Source organism: Bacillus cereus group sp. MS39 (assembly GCF_040448665.1).
In the GTDB taxonomy this organism is placed as follows: Bacteria; Bacillota; Bacilli; order Bacillales; family Bacillaceae_G; genus Bacillus_A; species Bacillus_A wiedmannii.
Map to the genome: position 1 here is coordinate 1,993,184 of NZ_CP123058.1, position 20,226 is coordinate 2,013,409.

Genomic DNA, 20,226 nt, shown 5'->3' on the forward strand with positions numbered 1-20,226 from the left:
AGAAAGGGTGGAGAAAATGAAAAAGAATACATTATTAAAATTAGGGGTATGTGTTAGTTTGCTAGGAACAACTCAATTTGTTAGTACAGTTTCTTCTGTGAAAGCGGAACAAAAGCTAGAGCAAAAAGTAATAAAAAATGAGACAGGAACTATTTCAATTTCTCAGTTAAACAAAAATGTATGGGTTCATACGGAGTTAGGTTATTTTAACGGAGAAGCAGTTCCTTCGAACGGTCTAGTTCTTACTACTTCAAAAGGCTTAGTACTTATCGATTCTTCTTGGGATGATAAGTTAACGAAGGAATTAATAGAGATGGTAGAAAAGAAATTTAAGCAGCGCGTAACGGATGTCATTATTACACATGCGCATGCTGATCGAATTGGCGGAATAAAAACGTTGAAAGAAAGAGGCATTAAAGCGCATAGTACGGCATTAACTGCGGAATTAGCAAAGAAAAATGGATATGAAGAGCCACTTGGAGATTTACAAACAATTACGAAATTAAAGTTTGAAAATATGAAAGTAGAAACGTTTTATCCAGGGAAAGGACATACAGAAGATAATATCGTTGTATGGTTACCGCAATATAACATTTTAGCTGGAGGTTGTTTAGTGAAATCTGCGGAAGCTAAAAATTTAGGGAATGTCGCTGATGCCTATGTAAATGAATGGTCTACATCGATTGAAAATGTGCTGAAGCGATATGGGAACATAAATGCAGTAGTGCCTGGTCATGGAGAAGTAGGGGACAGAGGGTTACTTTTACATACATTGGATTTGTTGAAATAAGAAATTATGGGAATATAAAAGCGAGGAGAAACAATTTTCTCCTCGCTTTCTTCTAGCTATATTTAAATGCGAAGCTATCAATTATGCCTGCATACGTTACTGAGATTTTAATTCCAAGTATACAAATACCAGTACCGTCATAATTGCTATAACAACGTAAGTAATATCGAGCATTATAAGTGTTTTTAAAGTTTCAGTCATCCTAATTCACCCCTGGTATGAAAATATAACATAATCTCTTATCAATCAGATCAGAGATTATAAAGATAACAATGTACATGAAATTTCTTAAGTAGATTCTATATAAATATATCATATAAAAAATGTAAACATTGTAAAGATAGTGTAAATATATTGTAAAAAAAGTGATTTTTCATAAAATCCTTAATCAAAAAATTGATAGTTCTTCAAAACGAAAAAACGCTATTCTTTCTGTTGAATGATAAAAAGAAAGAATAGCGTTTTTGTATGTCTATTTCTGTTTGCTTAAGAGATTTATAGTACGAAATTTTCATTTCGTACTATGAACTAGAAAGTTAAATATGTAATTCAGTAATAGTCTAGCTATTTGAAAACTTTAACAACAGGATTATGTAATGGTTTTTTTGGGGGGTGCCAATAAAAATATTATGTAAACAATATAAATTGTCACAAATTTATACATATTATTGTGATTGATATCACATCCTTTTTTCCTAATGGGTATTATGCTTGATTTGTAAGGAATGATTGGGAGAGGGTGGGATGATAATGTTTTGTTATCAATGTGAACAAACGCCAACAGGTGGATGTAAAGTGATGGGTGTTTGCGGTAAAAATGAAACAATTGCAAGTTTACAAGATACGATTGTGTTTGGGCTAAAAGGAATTGCAGCTTATCGTACGCATGCTGCTCAGCTAGGGTATACTGATGCATTTGTAGATGCTACAACGCAAGAAGCACTGTATATGACATTAACCAATTCTAACTTTAATGAACAAGAACATATTGATATGGCTATGAAAGTAGGGAGATCGGCTTTACGAGTAATGGAGTTGTTAGATGAGGCACATACGAATCACTTTGGTGTTCCAGAGCCTGTTCAAATTACACAAAACCATGTAGAAGGTAAAGCAATTGTAGTTACTGGTCATAATTTATTTGCGTTAGAAGAGTTATTAAAGCAAACAGAAGGAAAAGAAATTAATATTTATACGCATTCTGAAATGTTACCAGCACACGGTTATCCGCAGCTGAAAAAATATAAACATTTAAAAGGAAACATTGGTAAGGCATGGTATGATCAACGACGTCTTTTTGAAAAATTTACAGGTGCTATATTAGCGACAACGAACTGTGTTATGCCAATTAAAGGATCATACTCTGATCGATTTTTTTCATATGATATTGCAGGTTTAGAGGGTGTACAAAAAATTGAAAATGATGATTTTGCACCGTTGATTCAAAAGGCGCTAGAACTTCCAGAAGTACATATGGAGTCGGATGAACAGTTAGTAACAGGGTTTCATCATAATACAGTATTATCATTAGCTCCGGAAATTATTAATGCAGTAAAGGAAGGAAAGATTAAGCGTTTCTTTGTCATCGCAGGTTGTGATGCTCCGGGAAAAGGCGGAGAATATTATCGTGAATTAGCAACGTCGCTTCCGCCAGAAACAGTTATTTTAACAACTTCTTGCGGGAAATTCCGTTTTAATGATGTGAGTTATGGTGTTGTGCCTGGTACAGAGATTCCGCGTTACATTGATTTAGGACAATGCAATAATTCAATTTCTACAGTGAAAATAGCGGCTGCTTTAGCAGATGCTTTCCAATGTGAAGTGAACGAATTACCAGTTAGTATTGTTCTATCATGGTTTGAACAAAAAGCGGTTGCCATTTTACTTGGGCTATTTAGTCTTGGTATTCAAGATATTCGCATCGGTCCAAAGGCGCCTGAATTTATTTCACCTGGCGTGCTTGATGTATTACAAGAAACATTCGGTTTAAAACTAATTACAACTGCAGCGGAAGATATGGAAATGATGTTATCGTAACAAAAGGATGATTTGTCTTATTAAGAAGAAGAGCTAACCTATAGCACCCCAAAACAAAAATGTAGAATATTTGTTTTGGGGTATTTTCTTTTCTTGGCCGGATAGGTATAGGTATGTGGCGAAATTTCTTTAAAAAGAAAATGGGCTGTAACTGATAGGTAATAGTTGATTTTAGAAAAATATAAAAATCGTGTTGACATTTACAACTACTCAGTCATACAATGTAGAAGTAATAGGTGATACTGAGTAGTGTTGTTTTTCAAAATGTTTTCAGTAAACAAGAGGTAATAGCGGATTTTAGAAAAAATTTAAAAATCAGTTGACATCAATAGCTACTTAGTCATACAATGTAGTTGTAATAAGTAATACTGAATAGTGTGGTTTTACTCAAAAGCTATTCAGTAAAAATTCGCCTTAGTACTCTGTGATACTGAATATAAGTCAGACAGAATAGGGGGTAAAGGAGGATCAGGACATGGAAAATTTAACTGAAATGCTAAAAGGTTCACTGGAAGGGTGTGTGCTGGAAATCATTAGTCGCCGTGAAACGTATGGCTATGAGATTACCCGCCACCTGAATGATCTTGGGTTTACCGAAGTTGTGGAAGGGACGGTTTATACTATCCTCGTACGATTAGAAAAGAAAAAGCTTGTAAATATTGAAAAGAAGCCATCAGATATGGGGCCGCCTCGTAAGTTTTATTCATTAAATGAGGATGGTCGTCAGGAGCTTGAACTGTTTTGGAAAAAATGGGATTTTGTATCTTCAAAAATTAACGTCTTGAAGTCAAACTAGCCTCATAATATAAAATGTTCCGGCTCATATTTGGAGAGTTTTTTGTTCTGCTTTATAAAAAAGGAGGAAAATAAGATGTTGGAAATGTTTAAAAAATTAATCGGTGATAAAAAAGAGTACAAAATGATGATGGCACGTGTTGGAGCACTGCCAGAGGATTATCAGTTTGTGTTTAAGAAAATTCAAAACTACATGTGGAATTTCTCAGCGGGTAATGGGATGGATATGCTGCACATACAGTATGAATTAATCGATTTGTTTGAAGCTGGTGCAGCGGAAGGCAGACAAGTGCTTGACATTACTGGGGAAGACGTAGCATCCTTTGCTGATGAACTAGTGGCAAACGCTAAAACGTATGTCTCTAAGTATCGTGAAGATTTGAATGAAAGTATTATGAAGAAATTGAGAAAAAAATAAATGCAATACGTAATACCGACTGATTAGCTGGTTACAAATGTGAATTGCCGCCATCGCTATTCAGTTATATTTTTAAACCAGTACTAAGTAATACAGATTATCAGTGATACTAAATAGAGGTTATAGGTAACCTATTTTAATAAGGGGGAAAAAGTATGAGCAATGCAGCGATTTCTATAAAAGGGTTAAAAAAATCTTTTAAAGATAAAGAAGTCTTAAAGGGAGTGGATTTTGATGTGCAGCGTGGCGAAATTTTCGCGCTGCTAGGCTCAAATGGAGCGGGAAAGACGACAACGGTCAACATCCTTTCAACGCTAATGAATCAAGATGATGGTGAAGTAAGTATTTGCGGTTTTGACGTCCAGCGACAACCAGATCATGTTCGTCAAAGCATCAGTTTGACAGGACAATTCGCAGCTTTAGACGGCATGCTTACTGGAAGGGAAAACTTGATAATGATTGCTAAGTTACGTGGTGTTTCCAATCCCACTCAAGTTGCTGATAATCTACTTGCAAGATTTAGCCTGACTGATGCGGCCAACCAGAGGGCAGACCAGTATTCAGGCGGGATGAAGCGCCGACTTGATATCGCGATGAGTTTGATCGGGGCGCCAGCAGTTATTTTTCTAGACGAACCAACGACTGGACTTGATCCGGAAGCGCGGATCGAAGTGTGGGATACTGTCAAGGAACTTGCCGGCAGCGGCACAACGATCTTGCTCACGACTCAGTACTTGGAGGAAGCAGAACAACTGGCGGACCGTATCGCTATTTTGCATGGCGGAAAAATCATTACGACAGGTACTCTTACAGAACTGAAAGAGATGTTCCCGCCAGCAAAAGTAGAGTATATCGAGAAGCAGCCGACGTTGGAAGAAATTTTTCTTGCGATTATCGGTAAAAAGGAGGAGATGTAAATGAAAAACAAAACAGGGGTATTACTAGGGCGTTTAATGCGTAATATTATGCGTAGTCCGGATACAATTATTACAGTAGCAATTACACCGATTATGATGATGTTATTGTTTGTTTACGTATTTGGCGGGGCTATAAAGACTGGAACGGATAACTACGTTAATTATTTATTGCCGGGAATTTTGTTAATGGCTATCGCATCCGGTGTAGCTTATACTTCTGTACGATTATTTACGGATGTAAAGAGTGGGCTGATGGCACGTTTCATTACGATGCCTATTAAGCGCTCATCAATATTGTGGGCTCACGTTTTAACTTCTCTTGTTGCTAATGTACTTACTATCGTGGTGGTTATTCTTGTTGCGCTCTTAATGGGCTTTCGTTCTAGTGCAAATATGCTAGATTGGCTTGCGGTAGCGGGAATACTGGGGATGTTTACGTTAGCGCTCACATGGCTAGCTATCATTCCAGGGCTGAAAGCGAAGTCTATGGAAGGGGCGACAGCTTACTCGTACCCGCTAATTTTTCTTCCATTTATTAGTTCGGCCTTCGTACCTACTGAAACGATGCCTAAAATTGTTCGTGCGTTCGCTGAGAATCAGCCTGTAACTTCAATCGTGAATGCGATTCGCGCCCTATTATATGAAGGGACTGTTGGCAACGACATTTGGACTGCACTCGCTTGGTGCGTGGGTATCATGATCATCTCTTACTTTTTCGCTAGCAAAGCATTTAAACGTCAGTTAGGGTAAGTGAATTAAGTCATCCGAAATTATATATTTTTTTGAAAAAGCACGGGGAGATTTTCCGTGCTTTTATTATTTATTGTGCTCTCATGGTAAAAAATATAGGAAACTGGTAACGAATAAACCTCAATATGTTGAGGTTTAACCGATCACTGCTTATGGAGAATATAAACATAACCGCTCTTGTAAATCGTTTAATATTTCTTCAGGCATTTCCTTGATTGTAATATCTTTCCCTAGGAAAAGTAGCCAATTTGTTATATCTGTCACTTTATCGGAATTGTTAACATCGATAAATGTTTTTAAAATGGCTGTGGATTGGTAAGGGTTTGTATAAGAAATTGAAATTTTTAAAGGATGGTATTTTTTGTACTGGGCAATCGCTTTTGGACCAAGTTCAAGTACAAGGTTAATTTCTTCGTCCTTCTTATTGAGTTTTTCTAAAATCTGTTTCTTATTTAACCTCTTTTTCGTCGTGTACGGTTCGATATGGACGAGGTCATCGACAGGAAATAGCAGTTTCTTTTCTTCTTTTAAGTCAAACCCTTCAATGATCCAATGGCTTTTTTCTTGATAAAGGTGTAATAGATAAATTGGGTAAGACTCTATTTTCTCTTCTTCTTTGACGGTAATCAATAAATGTCTATCCAAAAGAAGGATTTGGATGAGTTTTTCTAACATAGGGTGGGGGAGGTCAGAAAGCTCAAGTAGATCGGGATTATGAGGGTTAGTCCCTTCAAAAAGCAAGAGTTGATTTAAAAGAACGAGGTCATCTTGCTGGGTTTCTGAGATGAGTCCTAGTAATTTTTCGGCTAAAGACTGGCGACTCTTTAGATAGGGAAGTTGTTGATTTCTTGTAGCCATAAAGGCGATAAAAAGAGCTTTGACTTCATTATCAGTAAAGCGAACAACGGGCAGGATAGAGTTATGCATAACAAAATATCCACCAGCTCTTCCAACTTCAGCGACAAGTGGCATCCCCATAGCTTCGATTTCTCTAATGTCTCTAATAGCTGTCGATCGTGATACGTTAAATTCTCGTATGATTTCAGTAATTGTAAAGTGGGAGCGATTGTTGATATACCGCATAATTGTATTAATCCGTTCAACTTTTTTCATTGGAGTCTCCTAAACACTATCATTTTTTGACATGATTTAAAGATATTATAAACTCATCAGATGAAAAGATAAATCATTTGATCCATTTTAAAAAAGGAAGGTTTTGAATATGAAAAATTATACGATTGAAGAAAAAGCTAGCTTTATTGTGTTAGGTATTGGAACTGAAATTAAGAGTGCCTATACAGACTTTGCTGGAATAAATAAAGAAAAGGAAGACTTTTGGTCGGCTGTTAAAGAAGATGGAAGGCTAGATACTTTAAAAGCTCTAGCTACAAACGAATACATTTTTTCTGTGAGCGAAGCGGTGAATAATAAGATGATGTATTATGCTGGTGTCATGACAGAAGCACAAATAGAAGAAGCATCTAGAATGATTCAGTTTCCGAAGGGAGAATACTTAGTAGTGAAAGGGGAAGACAAAACGGCTGAAGAGTTAAGTAATAAGCTTACTGGCATCGCCTTCGGTCAAGCTTTACCAGATGCAAAAGATGTTGCCTATGTTGGTGGGCCGAATACAACGGTTGAGATGGGACAGAGAGACGGCTTAGTATTTGGTGAAATGTGGATTCCAGTTGTTAGGAAGTAAAGTGATAAAAGGTACGAATATGGAAAGTAGAGGCTAACAATATTAAATTGTTAGCCTTTTTGACATAAATAAATTATTCATAAGCTGCTACACATTATGTTCTGGTAAAATGGAATAAAAGGGAATTTTTGTTAGGGGTGGCAGGGTGAATAAAAAAAGGATATTTGAGCTATTCATAGTAGCGTTTGTTTTTCTATTCCTTCATGTAAGCACATATACCAATGAAAAATTTAACGATAAATTGGGTTCCCTTACTTTCGTTGTTCTATTTCTTATCGTTTATATTAACGCTATATTTATAGAAAGGTATTTTGATGATATACAAAAGTGGGTTCGAAATATCACAATTTGTTTTGCTTTGTTAGTAGTTGCTTTAGTATCGCTATGGATAGGTTATTTTTAAATCTCTCTTTAAGAGAAGGACAAGTATGTGATTACCATACATTCCATCCGATCATATTCCTTAGCTGCATCGGCTTATATTAATCTTTTCTCTCCTTAATCATGATAAAATGTACAATAGGAAATTTTATGTAACATAAAGGGGGAAGGGTTATGGTTAGCTTTAGTACTTTGTTAGCTTTTGCAATTGTTTCGCTTAGCATGGTTTGTTCACCAGGGCCTAATATGATTTATCTCATTTCTCGTTCCATTACGCAAGGGCGTATGGCAGGATTTATTTCTCTCTTGGGCATTATGCTCGGATTTGTAATTTATATAATCGCAACAATGTTCGGACTTACAGTTTTATTCCTTGCAGTACCCGCTGTCTACGAAGCAGTCAAGTGGGCAGGTGCTGCTTACTTGCTTTGGCTCGCCTGGAATTCGATAAAACCTGGTGCTACATCTATTATGGAACCTCGTACTATGTCTAATGAGCCACCACGAAAATTATTTCTGATGGGACTTATGACTAATCTTCTAAATCCAAAGATTGCTATTTTGTATGTGTCACTTTTACCTCAATTTGAAAATCCTGAAAAGGGATCGTTGCTTCTACAAGGTGCAATTTTAGGCCTTACGCAAATCACTGTTAGTTTTATAGTCAACCTTCTAATTGTGTTTACAGCAAGTAAAATTGCTACATGGTTTGGCGCACGCCCAACGTGGTTACGAGTGCAACGTTGGCTTATGGCAAGTGTCTTAACGGGTCTTGCTATACGTCTTGCTTTTGAACGTCGACAGTAATGTTATCTAAAAAATTAAAATTTTTTATTTTAGGGGTAGGATGAAAAGGGGGGAGTTCATTGCACAAAGTTATTTATGGAATATTAATTTTAATTTATACTTTGTATTCATTTTTTGTAAGTGATGGAAGTGAAGTAAGGTTTATTATGCTGTTAACTATAGTACTTATCTTTTCTGTGGTTTTAGAAAAAGGAAATGCAAACAAAACGACTGATTAAAGGTCGTTTTGTTTGCATTTTTTTAATTAGATATTAAAGTCCAGATGTTTAAGGGATAGCACCGAATCGCCATCAAGCTTAAAGAACGATCTATCCCCAAACAATAAATACGAACAACATGCATAAAATTTTCGTTCTGGAGGTGGTATGAGATTTTGATTTGATGGAGATTTGACGCTACCCCTATAAAGGTATAGTTTTCGTACTTTCATATCACTTAAGTAATGTGAGCGTCGCTGCTATTACATTGTCGACAAATGAACGTTGGGGACGAGATTTCATCATAACCGTTAGACCGATTAACGCTACAATCAGTGCCTGTGCCAAAGACTTTGCATCTGTGTTGACTTCCAGCTCACCTGATTGGATACCTCGTTCGATCGTCTCCTGAAAAATGACGGCGAGGTACATTTGATGTTCTCTGGTCAAAATTTCAAATCTCTCATCATGAGGTGCTAATTCAACCATTGTATTGATACAAAAACAACCTTTACTAAGATCCCCTGCGTATTCTTCATTGACGACATCGGCAAAGAAAATAGAAAATGCCTCTTTTACAGAGGAGTGACTTTGAAGTCTATTTCGTATATCAGAGGCCCGAGACATTGTATACCTGCGAAGTGCGGCTTCAAACAATTCTTTCTTATCTCCAAAAGTCGAATAAATACTAGGGCGTTGAATGCCCATTCTAGAAGTAAGATCACTTAATGAGGTAGCCTCATATCCCTTCTCCCAAAATAACTGCATTGCTGCATCTAAAACTTGATCCTCATCAAATTCACGGGTTCTTGCCATTAAGAATTCTCCTCCTCAAACTTTGATTTTATTAATTGTTTTAGGATAGGTGTGTAGGTAATTACAATTGTTGTTTTTATTACCAAACAGTATGTAATTATTATATAATTAGCCATTCTTCCTGTCAAATCAAGCTCCATTCATTTAATGCAATATTAACTTTAGTGCAAAAAAATCGTTGACATCATGAATGAGGCTAAGTTATATTTACCAATAACATATCGTACTGAACGGTATGTTATTATTAAAAATCTAATGTGATTGGAGGTTAAGGTATGTGCAATACAGAGACAAATATAGAAGATGAGCCATTCTACACTAAGATAAGTCATAAATCTTCCATAACAAAACCTAGTTTGAATCAACAGCCATCCATGTCTCACGCTTTGGTATTATTGTTTGCGACTGCCTGTGGAATGTCTGTTGCCAATATTTATTTTGCACAGCCGTTGCTTGATCAACTATCTAATGAGTTTAGTATTAACCATTCCATTATTGGTGTTGTTATTACCATTACACAAATTTTTTATGGATTGGGCTTACTGCTACTCGTACCGCTTGGAGATTTGTTAAACCAGCGACGTCTAATTGTCGGCCAGATGCTATTATCTACAACAGCTCTGGTTATAGTTGGTACTGCTTCCTCTAGCATGGTACTTTTCGCAGGTATGGCTTTGGTGGGTCTGCTTGCAGTTGTGACACAGACTCTCGTGGCGTTTGCAGCGACCATCGCTTCCCCTACAGAAAGAGGACGTGTCGTTGGCATTGTAACAAGTGGGATAGTTATTGGCATACTTCTCGCACGTACTTTTGCTGGTATATTAACAGATGTTACGGGATGGCGTTCTGTATATCTATTTTCTGCAGCGCTCATGCTTTTGATGGTTTTTATGTTTATAAAGATGTTGCCCAATGTTGAACGCGAGGTAAAATCGCTATCCTACCCTCAGTTGATTAGATCGGTGCTTGCTTTGTTTATTCAAGAACGAACGTTACGCGTTCGCTCCGTTCTAGCCATGCTGATTTTTGCTGATTTCAGCATTTTGTGGACTTCACTAGTACTGCCACTTAGTACACCGCCAATTGCTCTATCTCATAGTGCAATTGGTGCATTCGGTCTTGTAGGTGTGGCTGGAGCCTTAGCTGCGGCACGGGCAGGGAAATTGGCCGATCAAGGTTACGGACAACGAACGACAGGCATTGCTTTAGCTCTATTATTGATTTCATGGTTGTTCATCAGCTATATGGAGCAGTCATTAATCGCATTAGTGATAGGGATAATTCTACTTGATTTGGCCGTACAAGCAATACATGTCACGAATCAAACCATGATTCTTCCATTGCATACAGAAGCACGGAGTCGACTTACTGCTGGATATATGGTTTTTTATTCTATCGGCAGTGCTGGTGGTTCAATTGCTTCGACTCAAATATACGCACACTTTGGTTGGGGAGGGGTTTCCTTACTCGGATCCTCTGTCAGTGCTTTCGCTCTTCTTTTTTGGGCTATGACCAGACGAGTTAAGATTTTATGAAATAAACGTGTGTTAGCCAATATGAGAAACATGTTACTTCCATAAAGGAAATGATTAATTTTTTTGACTTAAAATCTAATTAGACTAGGAGAGATGACAAATGGAAATAGGTATTACGTCTTTTGTAGAAACGAAACCAGATGTTCATAGTGGTGAAGTGATAAGTCACGCACAGCGATTGCGTGAGGTTGTTGAAGAAATCGTTCTTGCTGATCAAGTAGGACTTGATGTGTTTGGTGTTGGTGAGCACCATAGGGAGGATTATGCAGCATCCTCTCCAGCGATGGTTCTATCAGCGGCGGCACCACAAACGAAAAAGATACGGCTTGCGAGTGCAGTAACCGTGCTTTCTTCAGCTGATCCTGTGCGTGTTTTTCAGGATTTCTCTACACTGGATGGCATTTCAAATGGACGTGCAGAGATTATGGCGGGGCGTGGTTCCTTTATCGAATCTTTTCCACTGTTTGGTTATGAATTGAAGGACTATAATGAACTGTTTGAAGAACATTTGGACCTACTGCTCAAAATACGTCAGTCCGAAAAAGTGACTTGGGAAGGCAGACATCGACCGGCAATCAATAATTTAGGTGTGTATCCAAGACCTGTTCAACATCCTTTACCGATATGGGTTGGTAGCGGTGGGAATCAGGAATCTGCTATCCGTGCCGGTTTTCTGGGATTACCACTTATGCTGGCGATTATTGGTGGTAGCCCAATGCACTTTGCACGAATTGTACAACTATATAAGAAAGCGGCGGCTCACGCTGGTCATGATGTATCAAAACTTCAGGTGGGGTCTCATTCGATTGGATTTGTTGGAGAGAATACGGAATTGGCAGCAGATACATTTTTCCCTTCCACTCAGGCAGGCATGAATAAACTTGGTAAAGAGCGGGGGTGGCCTTATTATGATCGTTCCAGCTTTGATACTGCACGAAGTTTTGAAGGGGCGTTGTATGTTGGTGATCCAGATACAGTCGCCGAAAAAATCATCCATCTTCGTAAGCATGTAGGGATTACACGCTTTATGATGTATGTACCATTAAGTACCATGCCACATGATCAAGTCATGCGTGCCATAGAATTGCTTGGAACAGAAGTTGCCCCTCGTGTAAGAGAGGAAATTGCCAAATGGGAAGCTGAAGGAGAACAGGAGACACATCTATTCCGCTAATTATTCGATAAGGATTGCATCAAGTCTCATTATTTAACTGGAGGAATTTATATGAAAATTGACAGTCGAGTATTACCAGAATTAAAACAGGCTTTCTCACAATTTCCAGGCTTTCAATTAGAGGGGGATTTAGAGGCGAGTCGAAGTCTCTTGTCGAATCCACATTTGGAAAAATCAGAGCTTGTAAACATGACCAAGCGAATGATTCCTGGCGCAGCCGGCGAGATGTTAGTTAAAATTTACGAACCCGTTGAGAAGAATCTTGATAACCTTCCAGCTATGCTGTGGATTCACGGTGGTGGATACGTAATGGGCCACCCTGATATGGACGATGTTTTGTGTGAACGCTTTGTTCAGACTGCTGAATGCGTTGTTGTGTCTGTCGATTATCGACTTGCGCCCGAACATCCTTATCCAGCGGCTATTGAAGATTGTTATGCAGGCTTGGTTTGGATGACAAATGAGGCAGACTCGCTTGGAATTGATGTGAATCGAGTTGCGATTGCCGGTGCAAGTGGAGGCGGTGGACTAACAGCAGCGCTTGCATTAATGACTCGTGATAAAGGAGGTCCATCTATTATTTTTCAGATGCCGCTGTATCCGATGCTTGATAGCCACAACATAACACCATCAAGCTATGAGATTATAGAAGACAATGCAACATGGAATAGATCAAACAATTTAACGGCTTGGAATATGTACTTGGGAAAGAAGAACGATACTAACGAACCATCTCCCTATGCCGTACCTTCGAGAGCAGACAACTTAGCAGGACTACCGCCAACTTATACATGTGTAGGTCAACTCGATTTATTCCGAGATGAAATTATTGAATATGTAACACGACTTGCACAAGCAGGAGTAGATGTTGAATTTCATCTCTACCCCGGCTGCTTCCATTGCTTTGAAGTACTTGTGCCTGAAGCCGAAGTGAGTCAGCGTGCCAGTCAGAATTATTTTGATGCGATGGCACGGGCGCTTCATCCATAACTTATCTTAGTTCATTCATTGGGGTGTTCAACTGAAGGCATGAGTGATAGCTCTAAATTTATTCGATGAGTAGAGATTACAGAAAGAAGTACAAATAGTGCCACCATATACTTTAAATTTTGCCCCTTACTCATTGATTAAAAACAGGAAATATTTCAAAGGTGGAATAGTTAACCAAGGTTTCAAAATAGTGTGCTAGCAATTCAACTTTTTTACTGCAGTTACGATGATAAGCACAATCAACACTTTGGAGCGTTTTTTTTTCATAAGTCGAGTTACTTTTTTAATCGCATTCATACTAAACAGCAGCAGGAAAGGGCGCCAATTGAACATTGGCACCGTTTATAAGAAGCGATAGACTGCATCCTTAGCTGGATCTTCATTTCAAGCTCGGAAAAAATAGAATTAAGTTCTTTTGGTAGTTGATGATATTGGTTATTTTGAGCTATTGTAGTTAAGGCACCTCTTCTGTGGTAGTGATTTCTAGGTAATCTCACTATACCAAGGATCGAGGTGTTTTTCATTTTACTCAAGTTGTACAGTACACAATTGATAGACTCTAAATTCAATATAGCTAAATCTCCCTGCTTATTTTATAGGTGCGAAAGTTGAGTTATTTAATTCCCATCTTAATGAAGAATTATTGAAATATATTTCTCCATTAGAATGGGAACACATTAATATTCTAGGAAAATACCGATTTAGTATAAAAGAAATTGCATCATTAGACTCCCTAAAATCACTACAAACAACTTAACAGTAAAAAGCTAATTATCCTCTTAGAGTACCGGAAATCGGCTTGTTCTTATGAAATTTTGCTTAGCGTACGAAATTCGCATTTTGATGGTGCTACCCCATTATGCTGAAAAGGAAAAGAACATCTGTGGAACTAGTGGTGACAATAGAGTTGTTCCACAAATGAGACAGAAGAATAGTGTGCCTTATCTAAGGGGATTTTAATATTGCGATTGTATAAACTGTATCTATTGAAAATAGAACAAATAAAAGCTAAATAACAATAATATAATCTCTTTTCTAGATATGCCTTTATCAAGAATCAAAGAACTTAATACCACTTGGTACAAAAGCATCAGAACTTGGGCTATAACCAACTAACTTTCTTGTTCCTTCAATATCAATTCGTTTAAACCTGTTGTTAGATACACCATGTAAAATTGAAAATGGAGGTAAGTTCTTTGCCGTCATCGACTTTAAGAGAAGGTCCATAAAATCTTCTGGGCTTAAGTATGCACTCATATCTCTAGCTGTTAGTGGTTTACCATATGGATTATAATCATCATATGCACCTATACGAATAGCAAGACTTTGTAACCCTTCTTCATAAGCAAAATAAGAAGCAACAGCCTCTGCAAAACACTTACTTACCCCGTACATATTTTTAGGTCTCGTGGGTGAATAAGCATGTGGTTGGTAATCCAAAGGATAGCTTTCAATTGTTTGAGCACTGGAAGCAACAATTACTTTGGATACATTATTATCATTAGCAGCTCTAAAAATATTATAGGTTCCCTTTATATGATTTTCTAATAAGGAGCCATAAAAATCAGCATTTGGCGAAGGATTACCTGCCAAGTGTATAACTATATCTATACCTTTCGTAAATTCTTGACAAGCAGCTAAATCAGAAACATCTAAATATATGATTTCATGATTTATATCTTTAAAAGTTTCTAAAGCAGATAAGTTAATATCTGCTAGCCGTAACTGGTAATTCCCTTGCTTATCTAGGAACCTTGTAACGTCTTGGCCAATCTTACCTGCAGCACCTGTAACTAAAATTTTTTGCATTTCACTTCATCCTTCCATAAAAAATACATCCCTTGTCAAAGGTCATATAATAGAGCATGCACTTATTGTATGTTGGTAATGGCATTAAATAAAACGAAGAAATATAATGGAGACATGAATAAAATTCATGAGGAGGACCATAGTGACTTTAACAAAATATGAAATATTTAACAAAGTGGCAGAACTCAATAGTTTTACAAAAGCTGCAGAAGTGTTAGGTTTCACCCAATCTGCTGTAAGTCATGCAATTAGCAGTTTGGAAAAAGAGTTTTCCTTTCCTTTATTTATTCGTAATCACTCTACTTTAACATTGACCAAAAATGCAGAGGAGCTTTTAATTACCGTTCGGAAAATTTTATACTATAACAACATGATGAAGCAGGAAGTAGCCGCTATCAATGGGTTCCAAAAAGGAACAGTAAGAGTGGGGGTTTTTTCGAGTATTTCTAAAAATTAGATTCCTGGTATTCTTAAAAAAATGGAGGAAAAGTTTCCAAATATTGAAATCGAATTACTGGAAGGAAACTATGCTGAAGTTGAGAATTGGTTACAAAACGGGAGATTAGATTGTGGATTTATTAATAATGATACTTACTTTGAATCATTTGAAAAATCCTTTGAAATCGTACAATTGAAGAGGGATCGACTTTTATGTGTTGTATCTAACCAATCCCCATTATGTAAGGAAAACCAAGTATCAATGCAACAAATAGAAAATATACCTTTTATTATGCCAACATATCAGTGTTATGGTGATATTCAAAAAATATTTAGGGAGAATAAAGTTAGCCCCAATATTCGATTCGAAAATATGAATGAATACTCAGTGATCTCCATGGTGGAGAATAATCTAGGAATTAGTATATTGCCAGAAATGATTATACCGACATCAAAAATTTCTTTTGCAGCCATTCCACTTGAAAGTGATAGCTATCGAACTATTGGATTAGCTATAAGAAAACCAACCTCATTCGCGACTAAGAAATTTTCTGAGATTACTAAAAGGTGGGTATCATTTGAATTGATTTAATTTTTCCGAAATCTGAGTTATTTAAACTGATAGGGTTCTTCTTGAACGGAGCAGATTAGTTCAAGAAGCAATGAGAAAAAGTTATATATTATGTGTTAATGTAGAACTATAATATAAAAAAATCAAGAGGTAATTATATAGTAATATATAAATTACACGACGGAACACCCTAATAACTTTGACTAATTACTAAACCTATATGAATCTTTATGGTGGAATTCACTTAAATTAACAAGTAATGATTTGGAACGAATGTGCAATCAAAATTGATACGCCATTTACGCATTTGATGAAAAATAATTAGTGGATATGGGACGTGTTATTTTAGATGCTGTAATTACTGGAGTAGTTTGGGGAATATGTGTTCTACCAATCTATCTGTCCGAAGGAATCGCCGCCATGTACAAATAGCGCTGGGCAATTGAATCATTTTTCCGCTGGATTTAGCTGAATTTGAACGTTTCCGTATTGTTTGGCACAACATCCAATGCGTTGTTCAATCAGTTATTCACAGCTATAATTGCCTATGCTTTGCTGAAATTTCTTCGTGCACAAGGCCAAAAGACAAAATAAATGCTTGTCATTTGCAGGTTTCACACGCCTGTTTCTTTGTGAAGCCTTGTCAATTGAGTGGCAAATTAGTTTGAAAGAAACACTTGAATTCTACAGGTCGATAAATCAAGAAACTGTATTACTTTGGCTAATCAACATACGTGTTAATTTATAGTATAATGATTGCTTGAAATAATGCGGTGGAAAACAGGGAAAAGAGGGAACCGATGCCTACTATACTAGTTGCTGACGACGATGCGAACATTCGCGAACTCGTCTGTTTATTTCTACGCAACGACGGATTCGCAACAGCTGAAGCAGCGGATGGCAAGGAAGCACTGGCCGTCTACATCTCAACGAATGTCGATCTTGTCGTACTTGACATTATGATGCCGATTATGGATGGTTGGACGTTAAGCAAGGAGCTCCGAAGAGCCAATCCTGATCTACCTTTACTTATGCTGACTGCGAGAGGAGAAACATGGGAGAAAGTGAAAGGTTTCGAACTTGGGACGGACGATTATTTAACCAAACCATTCGATCCGTTAGAGTTGACGGTTCGTGTTAGGGCACTACTCAAACGATACAAGATTGGCTCCACGCAGACGATTCATTTAGGGAACGTCATCCTTGATCGACAGACCTATAAGGTGATGAAAGGGACGGAGTCGCTTACGTTGCCGCTAAAGGAGTTCGAATTGCTGTATAAGCTCGCTGGAACACCCGGACAAGTCTATACGCGCGTGCAGTTGATCGATCAGATTTGGGGTATCGATTACGCCGGAGATGATCGAACGGTAGACGTACATATTAAACGGCTGCGTGAACGGTTCGCGACAACACCCGATTTTCGGATCGAAACGGTGCGCGGGCTTGGGTATCGGCTTGAGGTTTATGAATGATCAGATCCTTATATATACGTGTTGTCCTGACATTTTTAGTCTCCATCATCGGGGGCACGACCATTTCTTTTTTTGTGTCAACTTGGATATTCGAAGATAAATTGAACGAAAACGCTCAAATCAACTCACGTAACTTTGGCCAAGACATCGTCCGGATTTACAAGACCTTTCCGTTACGTGAAGCGGACTTGTTCGTAAGTGAAATGAAGCAGCTCGATTCTTATTATATTCGAATTTACGAAGCAACGGGTCAGTTCAAGTCTTACGGTAAACTTCACGGACACAAACCTGCGCCTGTGACGATGGAGCAACTAAAGAAAGTATTAGATGGAGGTGTTGTTCAGGACACTCCTAATGGTATTGCCACGGTCCTCTTAGGGTTGCCGTTGAAAACGGAGATGGGAACGAAAGCGATATTTTTGGAAGCGCTCGCCCCTCCTTCAGCCTCTTTTGTCACAAAGTGGGCATTGGTCTTTGCAACATGTTCGTTGATTGCAGGAAGCTTATTGATTCTAGTTGCCTCTGTATTCCTGGTAAGACCGATAAAAAAGCTGACAAAAGCGACCAGGCGGATAGCATCTGGAGATTTCAACGTCAAGTTGAATATTAAGCAAACGAGTGAGCTGGGTACTTTGGCTCGCAGCTTCGAAGAAATGATGCACGATCTGCAGCAACTTGAGCAGATGCGCAGGGAATTCGTAACGAACGTGTCGCACGAGGTTCAGTCTCCGCTCACTTCGATATCCGGTTATGCTCTAGTGCTTAAGCAAGTTGACCTCTCAGAATACGAACGAAGCCGTTATCTTGATATTATCATCGCTGAAGCGAAAAGGATGTCCAAAATGAGCGATAACCTGCTAAAGCTGAGTTTTCTTGAATCGCAGTCAAAGCAACTGCGGCTCGTCACGCTCAGCCTCGATGAACAAATCCGACGGATAATTGTGGCGCTCCAGCCACAATGGTCTGCTCGCGATATACATTTCGAGCTTGATTTACAGACAGTTAAAGTAACGGCTGATCATGATCTGTTAAATCAGGTATGGACGAATATCCTCAGAAATAGCATCAAATTTTCCGAGGATGCCGGCGTGATTAACGTAAGCATCAAACAAGATATCAAAAACGTGACAATCCTAATATCCGACACTGGTATTGGTATTCACCTTGACGACCAGAAGCGTATATTCGAGCGTTTTTTTAAGGCCGATCGTTCCCACAGTCGTAAGTATGACGGAAGTGGTATGGGACTCGCTATCGTTAAACAAATCGTGTCGCTTCATCAAGGTGACATCCGAGTGAAAAGTGAACTTGGTCAAGGAACGACCTTCATTGTCACCTTGCCAATCACTACACCAACAGATTAGTTAGATTCATTCTCTATGCTACGATTCATATGCAAGCTTACTTGCATATGAATCGTAGCATTTTTTTTGCAGTTCATATTCAGTTCATATTGTCGTCATGGTGAGTACATCTTCATTGGTTAAGTTTTCATTACAGGCACATGAAGGAAGGCAAACAGATCAGGACAGGAGAAGATGACAGTGACACAACAAGAGGAAAAGAAAAGGCTGAGTGGAATGAAAATAAAGAAAGTGCGAAACATCTTACTTAAAATCATAGGAGCAATCGTTCTAGCCATTGTACTTTTTTTAGGTATTGTTTATATCGTAAATGTGATGAGTAGTCATTCGGAGCAAAAACGAATAGTGCCCTACGGGCAGCACGTATCTGTAGACGGGAAAAACATGAATGTGTTAATTCAAGGCGAGGGCGAGGAAACGATCGTGCTCCTGCCTGGTTATGGAACAGCTACTCCAGGGCTTGATTTTAAGCTTCTTATCGATGAATTATCTCCATTTTACAAAGTTGTTGCGGTAGAGCCTTTCGGTTATGGATTAAGTGATGAAACTGTAAAAGAGCGAACCACGGAGAATATGGTAAGTGAAGTTCATGAAGCTCTACAGCAGCTTAATATTAACAAATACATGCTCATGGGCCACTCCATTACAGGTATTTATGGAATTGATTATGTGAACAAATATCCAAACGAGGTGACTGCATTTGTCGGAATCGATAGCAGTGTTGCAACACAACCGGGTATGGATATCAATTTCCCATTAAAAACGTTTGCATATCTCAAAAAATCAGGCCTCTTAAGATTGGCTATGAAAATCAGTGCTGACCCCTATGCTGGACTGGCATTTGATGAAAAAACCGTAGAGCAAATGAAAATGATTTCGAATAAAAACATGTATAATGACACAACCTTGAATGAGATGGACCACATTTCGTCTAATTTTAAAGGGGCTCAAGGTTTAATCTTCCCTAAATATCTTCCACTTCTTCTCTTTGTACAAGCGAATAATGAAGATGTAGCAGGATGGATACCTCTGCATGAAGGGCAGATCAAAGACTCGTTACATGGAAAAGTAGTAACCATGGATGGATCACATTATTTACACCATACCAAATTCAAAGAAATCGCTGAAAACGTTAGACTATTTATGAAAGAAGTAAAGTAAGTGTTCAGCGAAAGGTTCATTCGTTATTTTATGCATTTGTCTACAGTCTGCAAGACCATCATTTCGATGGTCTTTTTTATGTCCAAACAGTTGTATATT

19 protein-coding genes and 2 pseudogenes are annotated in these 20,226 nt (G+C 38.0%); 18 read left to right on the forward strand and 3 right to left on the reverse strand.

Annotated elements, in window-relative coordinates; genetic code table 11:
- Positions 1–16 precede the first annotated feature (16 nt).
- The 6 genes from bla2 to QEP67_RS10400 all read left to right on the forward strand — a co-directional run bounded on the left by bla2 (position 17) and on the right by QEP67_RS10400 (position 5,707).
- Positions 17–790 (forward strand): BcII family subclass B1 metallo-beta-lactamase, encoded by a 774-nt coding sequence (gene bla2 / locus QEP67_RS10375; RefSeq protein ID WP_000742464.1) that lies wholly within the window; start codon positions 17–19, stop codon positions 788–790.
- A gap of 750 nt (positions 791–1,540) precedes the next feature.
- A complete protein-coding gene (gene hcp / locus QEP67_RS10380) occupies positions 1,541–2,827 on the forward strand; it encodes a hydroxylamine reductase (protein ID WP_000458881.1) in 1,287 nt (428 codons plus the stop codon).
- Positions 2,828–3,302: 475 nt separating this feature from the next.
- Positions 3,303–3,623 carry a PadR family transcriptional regulator gene (locus tag QEP67_RS10385; RefSeq protein WP_000429486.1) on the forward strand — a complete coding sequence of 107 codons (321 nt, stop codon included), beginning with the start codon at positions 3,303–3,305 and terminating at the stop codon, positions 3,621–3,623.
- A 75-nt stretch (positions 3,624–3,698) separates the two neighbouring features.
- Entirely contained in the window at positions 3,699–4,040 is a 342-nt protein-coding gene (locus tag QEP67_RS10390; protein WP_000891990.1) for a DUF1048 domain-containing protein, read from the forward strand.
- Positions 4,041–4,195: 155 nt separating this feature from the next.
- Positions 4,196–4,957 carry an ABC transporter ATP-binding protein gene (locus QEP67_RS10395; protein WP_000063310.1) on the forward strand — a complete coding sequence of 254 codons (762 nt, stop codon included), beginning with the start codon at positions 4,196–4,198 and terminating at the stop codon, positions 4,955–4,957.
- Positions 4,958–5,707 (forward strand): ABC transporter permease, encoded by a 750-nt coding sequence (locus QEP67_RS10400; RefSeq protein ID WP_000792378.1) that lies wholly within the window; start codon positions 4,958–4,960, stop codon positions 5,705–5,707.
- Positions 5,708–5,857: 150 nt separating this feature from the next.
- On the opposite strand, the gene QEP67_RS10405 is transcribed toward QEP67_RS10400, so the two are convergent.
- Positions 5,858–6,820, reverse strand: coding sequence for an HTH domain-containing protein (locus tag QEP67_RS10405; RefSeq protein ID WP_000755071.1), 963 nt, complete (start codon positions 6,818–6,820; stop codon positions 5,858–5,860).
- A gap of 109 nt (positions 6,821–6,929) precedes the next feature.
- Here QEP67_RS10405 and QEP67_RS10410 point away from each other — a divergent pair, with 109 nt between their 5' ends.
- The 4 genes from QEP67_RS10410 to QEP67_RS10425 all read left to right on the forward strand — a co-directional run bounded on the left by QEP67_RS10410 (position 6,930) and on the right by QEP67_RS10425 (position 8,815).
- Positions 6,930–7,409, forward strand: coding sequence for a GyrI-like domain-containing protein (locus QEP67_RS10410; RefSeq protein WP_000801020.1), 480 nt, complete (start codon positions 6,930–6,932; stop codon positions 7,407–7,409).
- 145 nt (positions 7,410–7,554) lie between these two features.
- Entirely contained in the window at positions 7,555–7,812 is a 258-nt protein-coding gene (locus tag QEP67_RS10415; RefSeq protein WP_001036172.1) for a DUF3963 domain-containing protein, read from the forward strand.
- Positions 7,813–7,964: 152 nt separating this feature from the next.
- Positions 7,965–8,597 carry a LysE family translocator gene (locus QEP67_RS10420; protein WP_064057410.1) on the forward strand — a complete coding sequence of 211 codons (633 nt, stop codon included), beginning with the start codon at positions 7,965–7,967 and terminating at the stop codon, positions 8,595–8,597.
- A gap of 59 nt (positions 8,598–8,656) precedes the next feature.
- Positions 8,657–8,815, forward strand: a complete 159-nt coding sequence (locus QEP67_RS10425; RefSeq protein ID WP_000549711.1) for a hypothetical protein — start codon at positions 8,657–8,659, stop codon at positions 8,813–8,815.
- A gap of 213 nt (positions 8,816–9,028) precedes the next feature.
- Here QEP67_RS10425 and QEP67_RS10430 read toward each other — a convergent pair whose 3' ends face one another.
- Positions 9,029–9,610, reverse strand: a complete 582-nt coding sequence (locus QEP67_RS10430) for a TetR/AcrR family transcriptional regulator (protein WP_000124675.1) — start codon at positions 9,608–9,610, stop codon at positions 9,029–9,031.
- A 275-nt stretch (positions 9,611–9,885) separates the two neighbouring features.
- Between QEP67_RS10430 and QEP67_RS10435 the strand changes: the two genes are divergently transcribed.
- The 3 genes from QEP67_RS10435 to QEP67_RS10445 all read left to right on the forward strand — a co-directional run bounded on the left by QEP67_RS10435 (position 9,886) and on the right by QEP67_RS10445 (position 13,309).
- Positions 9,886–11,145 (forward strand): MFS transporter, encoded by a 1,260-nt coding sequence (locus QEP67_RS10435; protein WP_000336204.1) that lies wholly within the window; start codon positions 9,886–9,888, stop codon positions 11,143–11,145.
- Between the two features lie 100 nt (positions 11,146–11,245).
- Positions 11,246–12,319, forward strand: coding sequence for an LLM class flavin-dependent oxidoreductase (locus tag QEP67_RS10440; protein ID WP_353706570.1), 1,074 nt, complete (start codon positions 11,246–11,248; stop codon positions 12,317–12,319).
- 51 nt (positions 12,320–12,370) lie between these two features.
- Positions 12,371–13,309: an alpha/beta hydrolase gene (locus tag QEP67_RS10445; RefSeq protein WP_000687289.1), complete on the forward strand. Its 939-nt coding sequence runs from the start codon at positions 12,371–12,373 to the stop codon at positions 13,307–13,309.
- A 1,050-nt stretch (positions 13,310–14,359) separates the two neighbouring features.
- On the opposite strand, the gene QEP67_RS10450 is transcribed toward QEP67_RS10445, so the two are convergent.
- Entirely contained in the window at positions 14,360–15,118 is a 759-nt protein-coding gene (locus QEP67_RS10450) for an NAD(P)-dependent oxidoreductase (RefSeq protein WP_001169545.1), read from the reverse strand.
- Between the two features lie 142 nt (positions 15,119–15,260).
- On the opposite strand from QEP67_RS10450, the pseudogene QEP67_RS10455 reads away from it, so the two are divergent.
- The 5 genes and pseudogenes from QEP67_RS10455 to QEP67_RS10475 all read left to right on the forward strand — a co-directional run bounded on the left by QEP67_RS10455 (position 15,261) and on the right by QEP67_RS10475 (position 20,127).
- Positions 15,261–16,148 (forward strand): annotated as a pseudogene (locus QEP67_RS10455) (LysR family transcriptional regulator).
- A 147-nt stretch (positions 16,149–16,295) separates the two neighbouring features.
- Positions 16,296–16,541 (forward strand): annotated as a pseudogene (locus QEP67_RS10460) (GNAT family N-acetyltransferase); the annotation flags it as partial.
- Positions 16,542–16,927: 386 nt separating this feature from the next.
- Positions 16,928–17,602 carry a response regulator transcription factor gene (locus QEP67_RS10465; RefSeq protein WP_001142154.1) on the forward strand — a complete coding sequence of 225 codons (675 nt, stop codon included), beginning with the start codon at positions 16,928–16,930 and terminating at the stop codon, positions 17,600–17,602.
- A complete protein-coding gene (locus QEP67_RS10470; protein ID WP_000621315.1) occupies positions 17,599–18,966 on the forward strand; it encodes a HAMP domain-containing sensor histidine kinase in 1,368 nt (455 codons plus the stop codon). The genes QEP67_RS10465 and QEP67_RS10470 overlap by 4 nt, the downstream gene beginning before the upstream one ends.
- A 180-nt stretch (positions 18,967–19,146) precedes the next feature.
- A complete protein-coding gene (locus tag QEP67_RS10475) occupies positions 19,147–20,127 on the forward strand; it encodes an alpha/beta hydrolase (protein ID WP_000193667.1) in 981 nt (326 codons plus the stop codon).
- Positions 20,128–20,226 lie beyond the last annotated feature (99 nt).

Excerpts from the sequence above, each read along its gene's own strand:
- QEP67_RS10430 (WP_000124675.1), bottom strand. The coding sequence starts at position 9,610 with ATGGCAAGAACCCGTGAATTTGATGAGGATCAAGTTTTAGATGCAGCA.
- QEP67_RS10440 (WP_353706570.1), top strand. The coding sequence starts at position 11,246 with ATGGAAATAGGTATTACGTCTTTTGTAGAAACGAAACCAGATGTTCAT.
- QEP67_RS10445 (WP_000687289.1), top strand. The coding sequence starts at position 12,371 with ATGAAAATTGACAGTCGAGTATTACCAGAATTAAAACAGGCTTTCTCA.
- QEP67_RS10410 (WP_000801020.1), top strand. The coding sequence starts at position 6,930 with ATGAAAAATTATACGATTGAAGAAAAAGCTAGCTTTATTGTGTTAGGT.
- QEP67_RS10385 (WP_000429486.1), top strand. The coding sequence starts at position 3,303 with ATGGAAAATTTAACTGAAATGCTAAAAGGTTCACTGGAAGGGTGTGTG.
- QEP67_RS10390 (WP_000891990.1), top strand. The coding sequence starts at position 3,699 with ATGTTGGAAATGTTTAAAAAATTAATCGGTGATAAAAAAGAGTACAAA.
- QEP67_RS10435 (WP_000336204.1), top strand. The coding sequence starts at position 9,886 with ATGTGCAATACAGAGACAAATATAGAAGATGAGCCATTCTACACTAAG.
- QEP67_RS10465 (WP_001142154.1), top strand. The coding sequence starts at position 16,928 with ATGCCTACTATACTAGTTGCTGACGACGATGCGAACATTCGCGAACTC.
- QEP67_RS10400 (WP_000792378.1), top strand. The coding sequence starts at position 4,958 with ATGAAAAACAAAACAGGGGTATTACTAGGGCGTTTAATGCGTAATATT.
- bla2 (WP_000742464.1), top strand. The coding sequence starts at position 17 with ATGAAAAAGAATACATTATTAAAATTAGGGGTATGTGTTAGTTTGCTA.
- QEP67_RS10470 (WP_000621315.1), top strand. The coding sequence starts at position 17,599 with ATGATCAGATCCTTATATATACGTGTTGTCCTGACATTTTTAGTCTCC.
- QEP67_RS10450 (WP_001169545.1), bottom strand. The coding sequence starts at position 15,118 with ATGCAAAAAATTTTAGTTACAGGTGCTGCAGGTAAGATTGGCCAAGAC.
- QEP67_RS10405 (WP_000755071.1), bottom strand. The coding sequence starts at position 6,820 with ATGAAAAAAGTTGAACGGATTAATACAATTATGCGGTATATCAACAAT.
- hcp (WP_000458881.1), top strand. The coding sequence starts at position 1,541 with ATGTTTTGTTATCAATGTGAACAAACGCCAACAGGTGGATGTAAAGTG.
- QEP67_RS10395 (WP_000063310.1), top strand. The coding sequence starts at position 4,196 with ATGAGCAATGCAGCGATTTCTATAAAAGGGTTAAAAAAATCTTTTAAA.
- QEP67_RS10420 (WP_064057410.1), top strand. The coding sequence starts at position 7,965 with ATGGTTAGCTTTAGTACTTTGTTAGCTTTTGCAATTGTTTCGCTTAGC.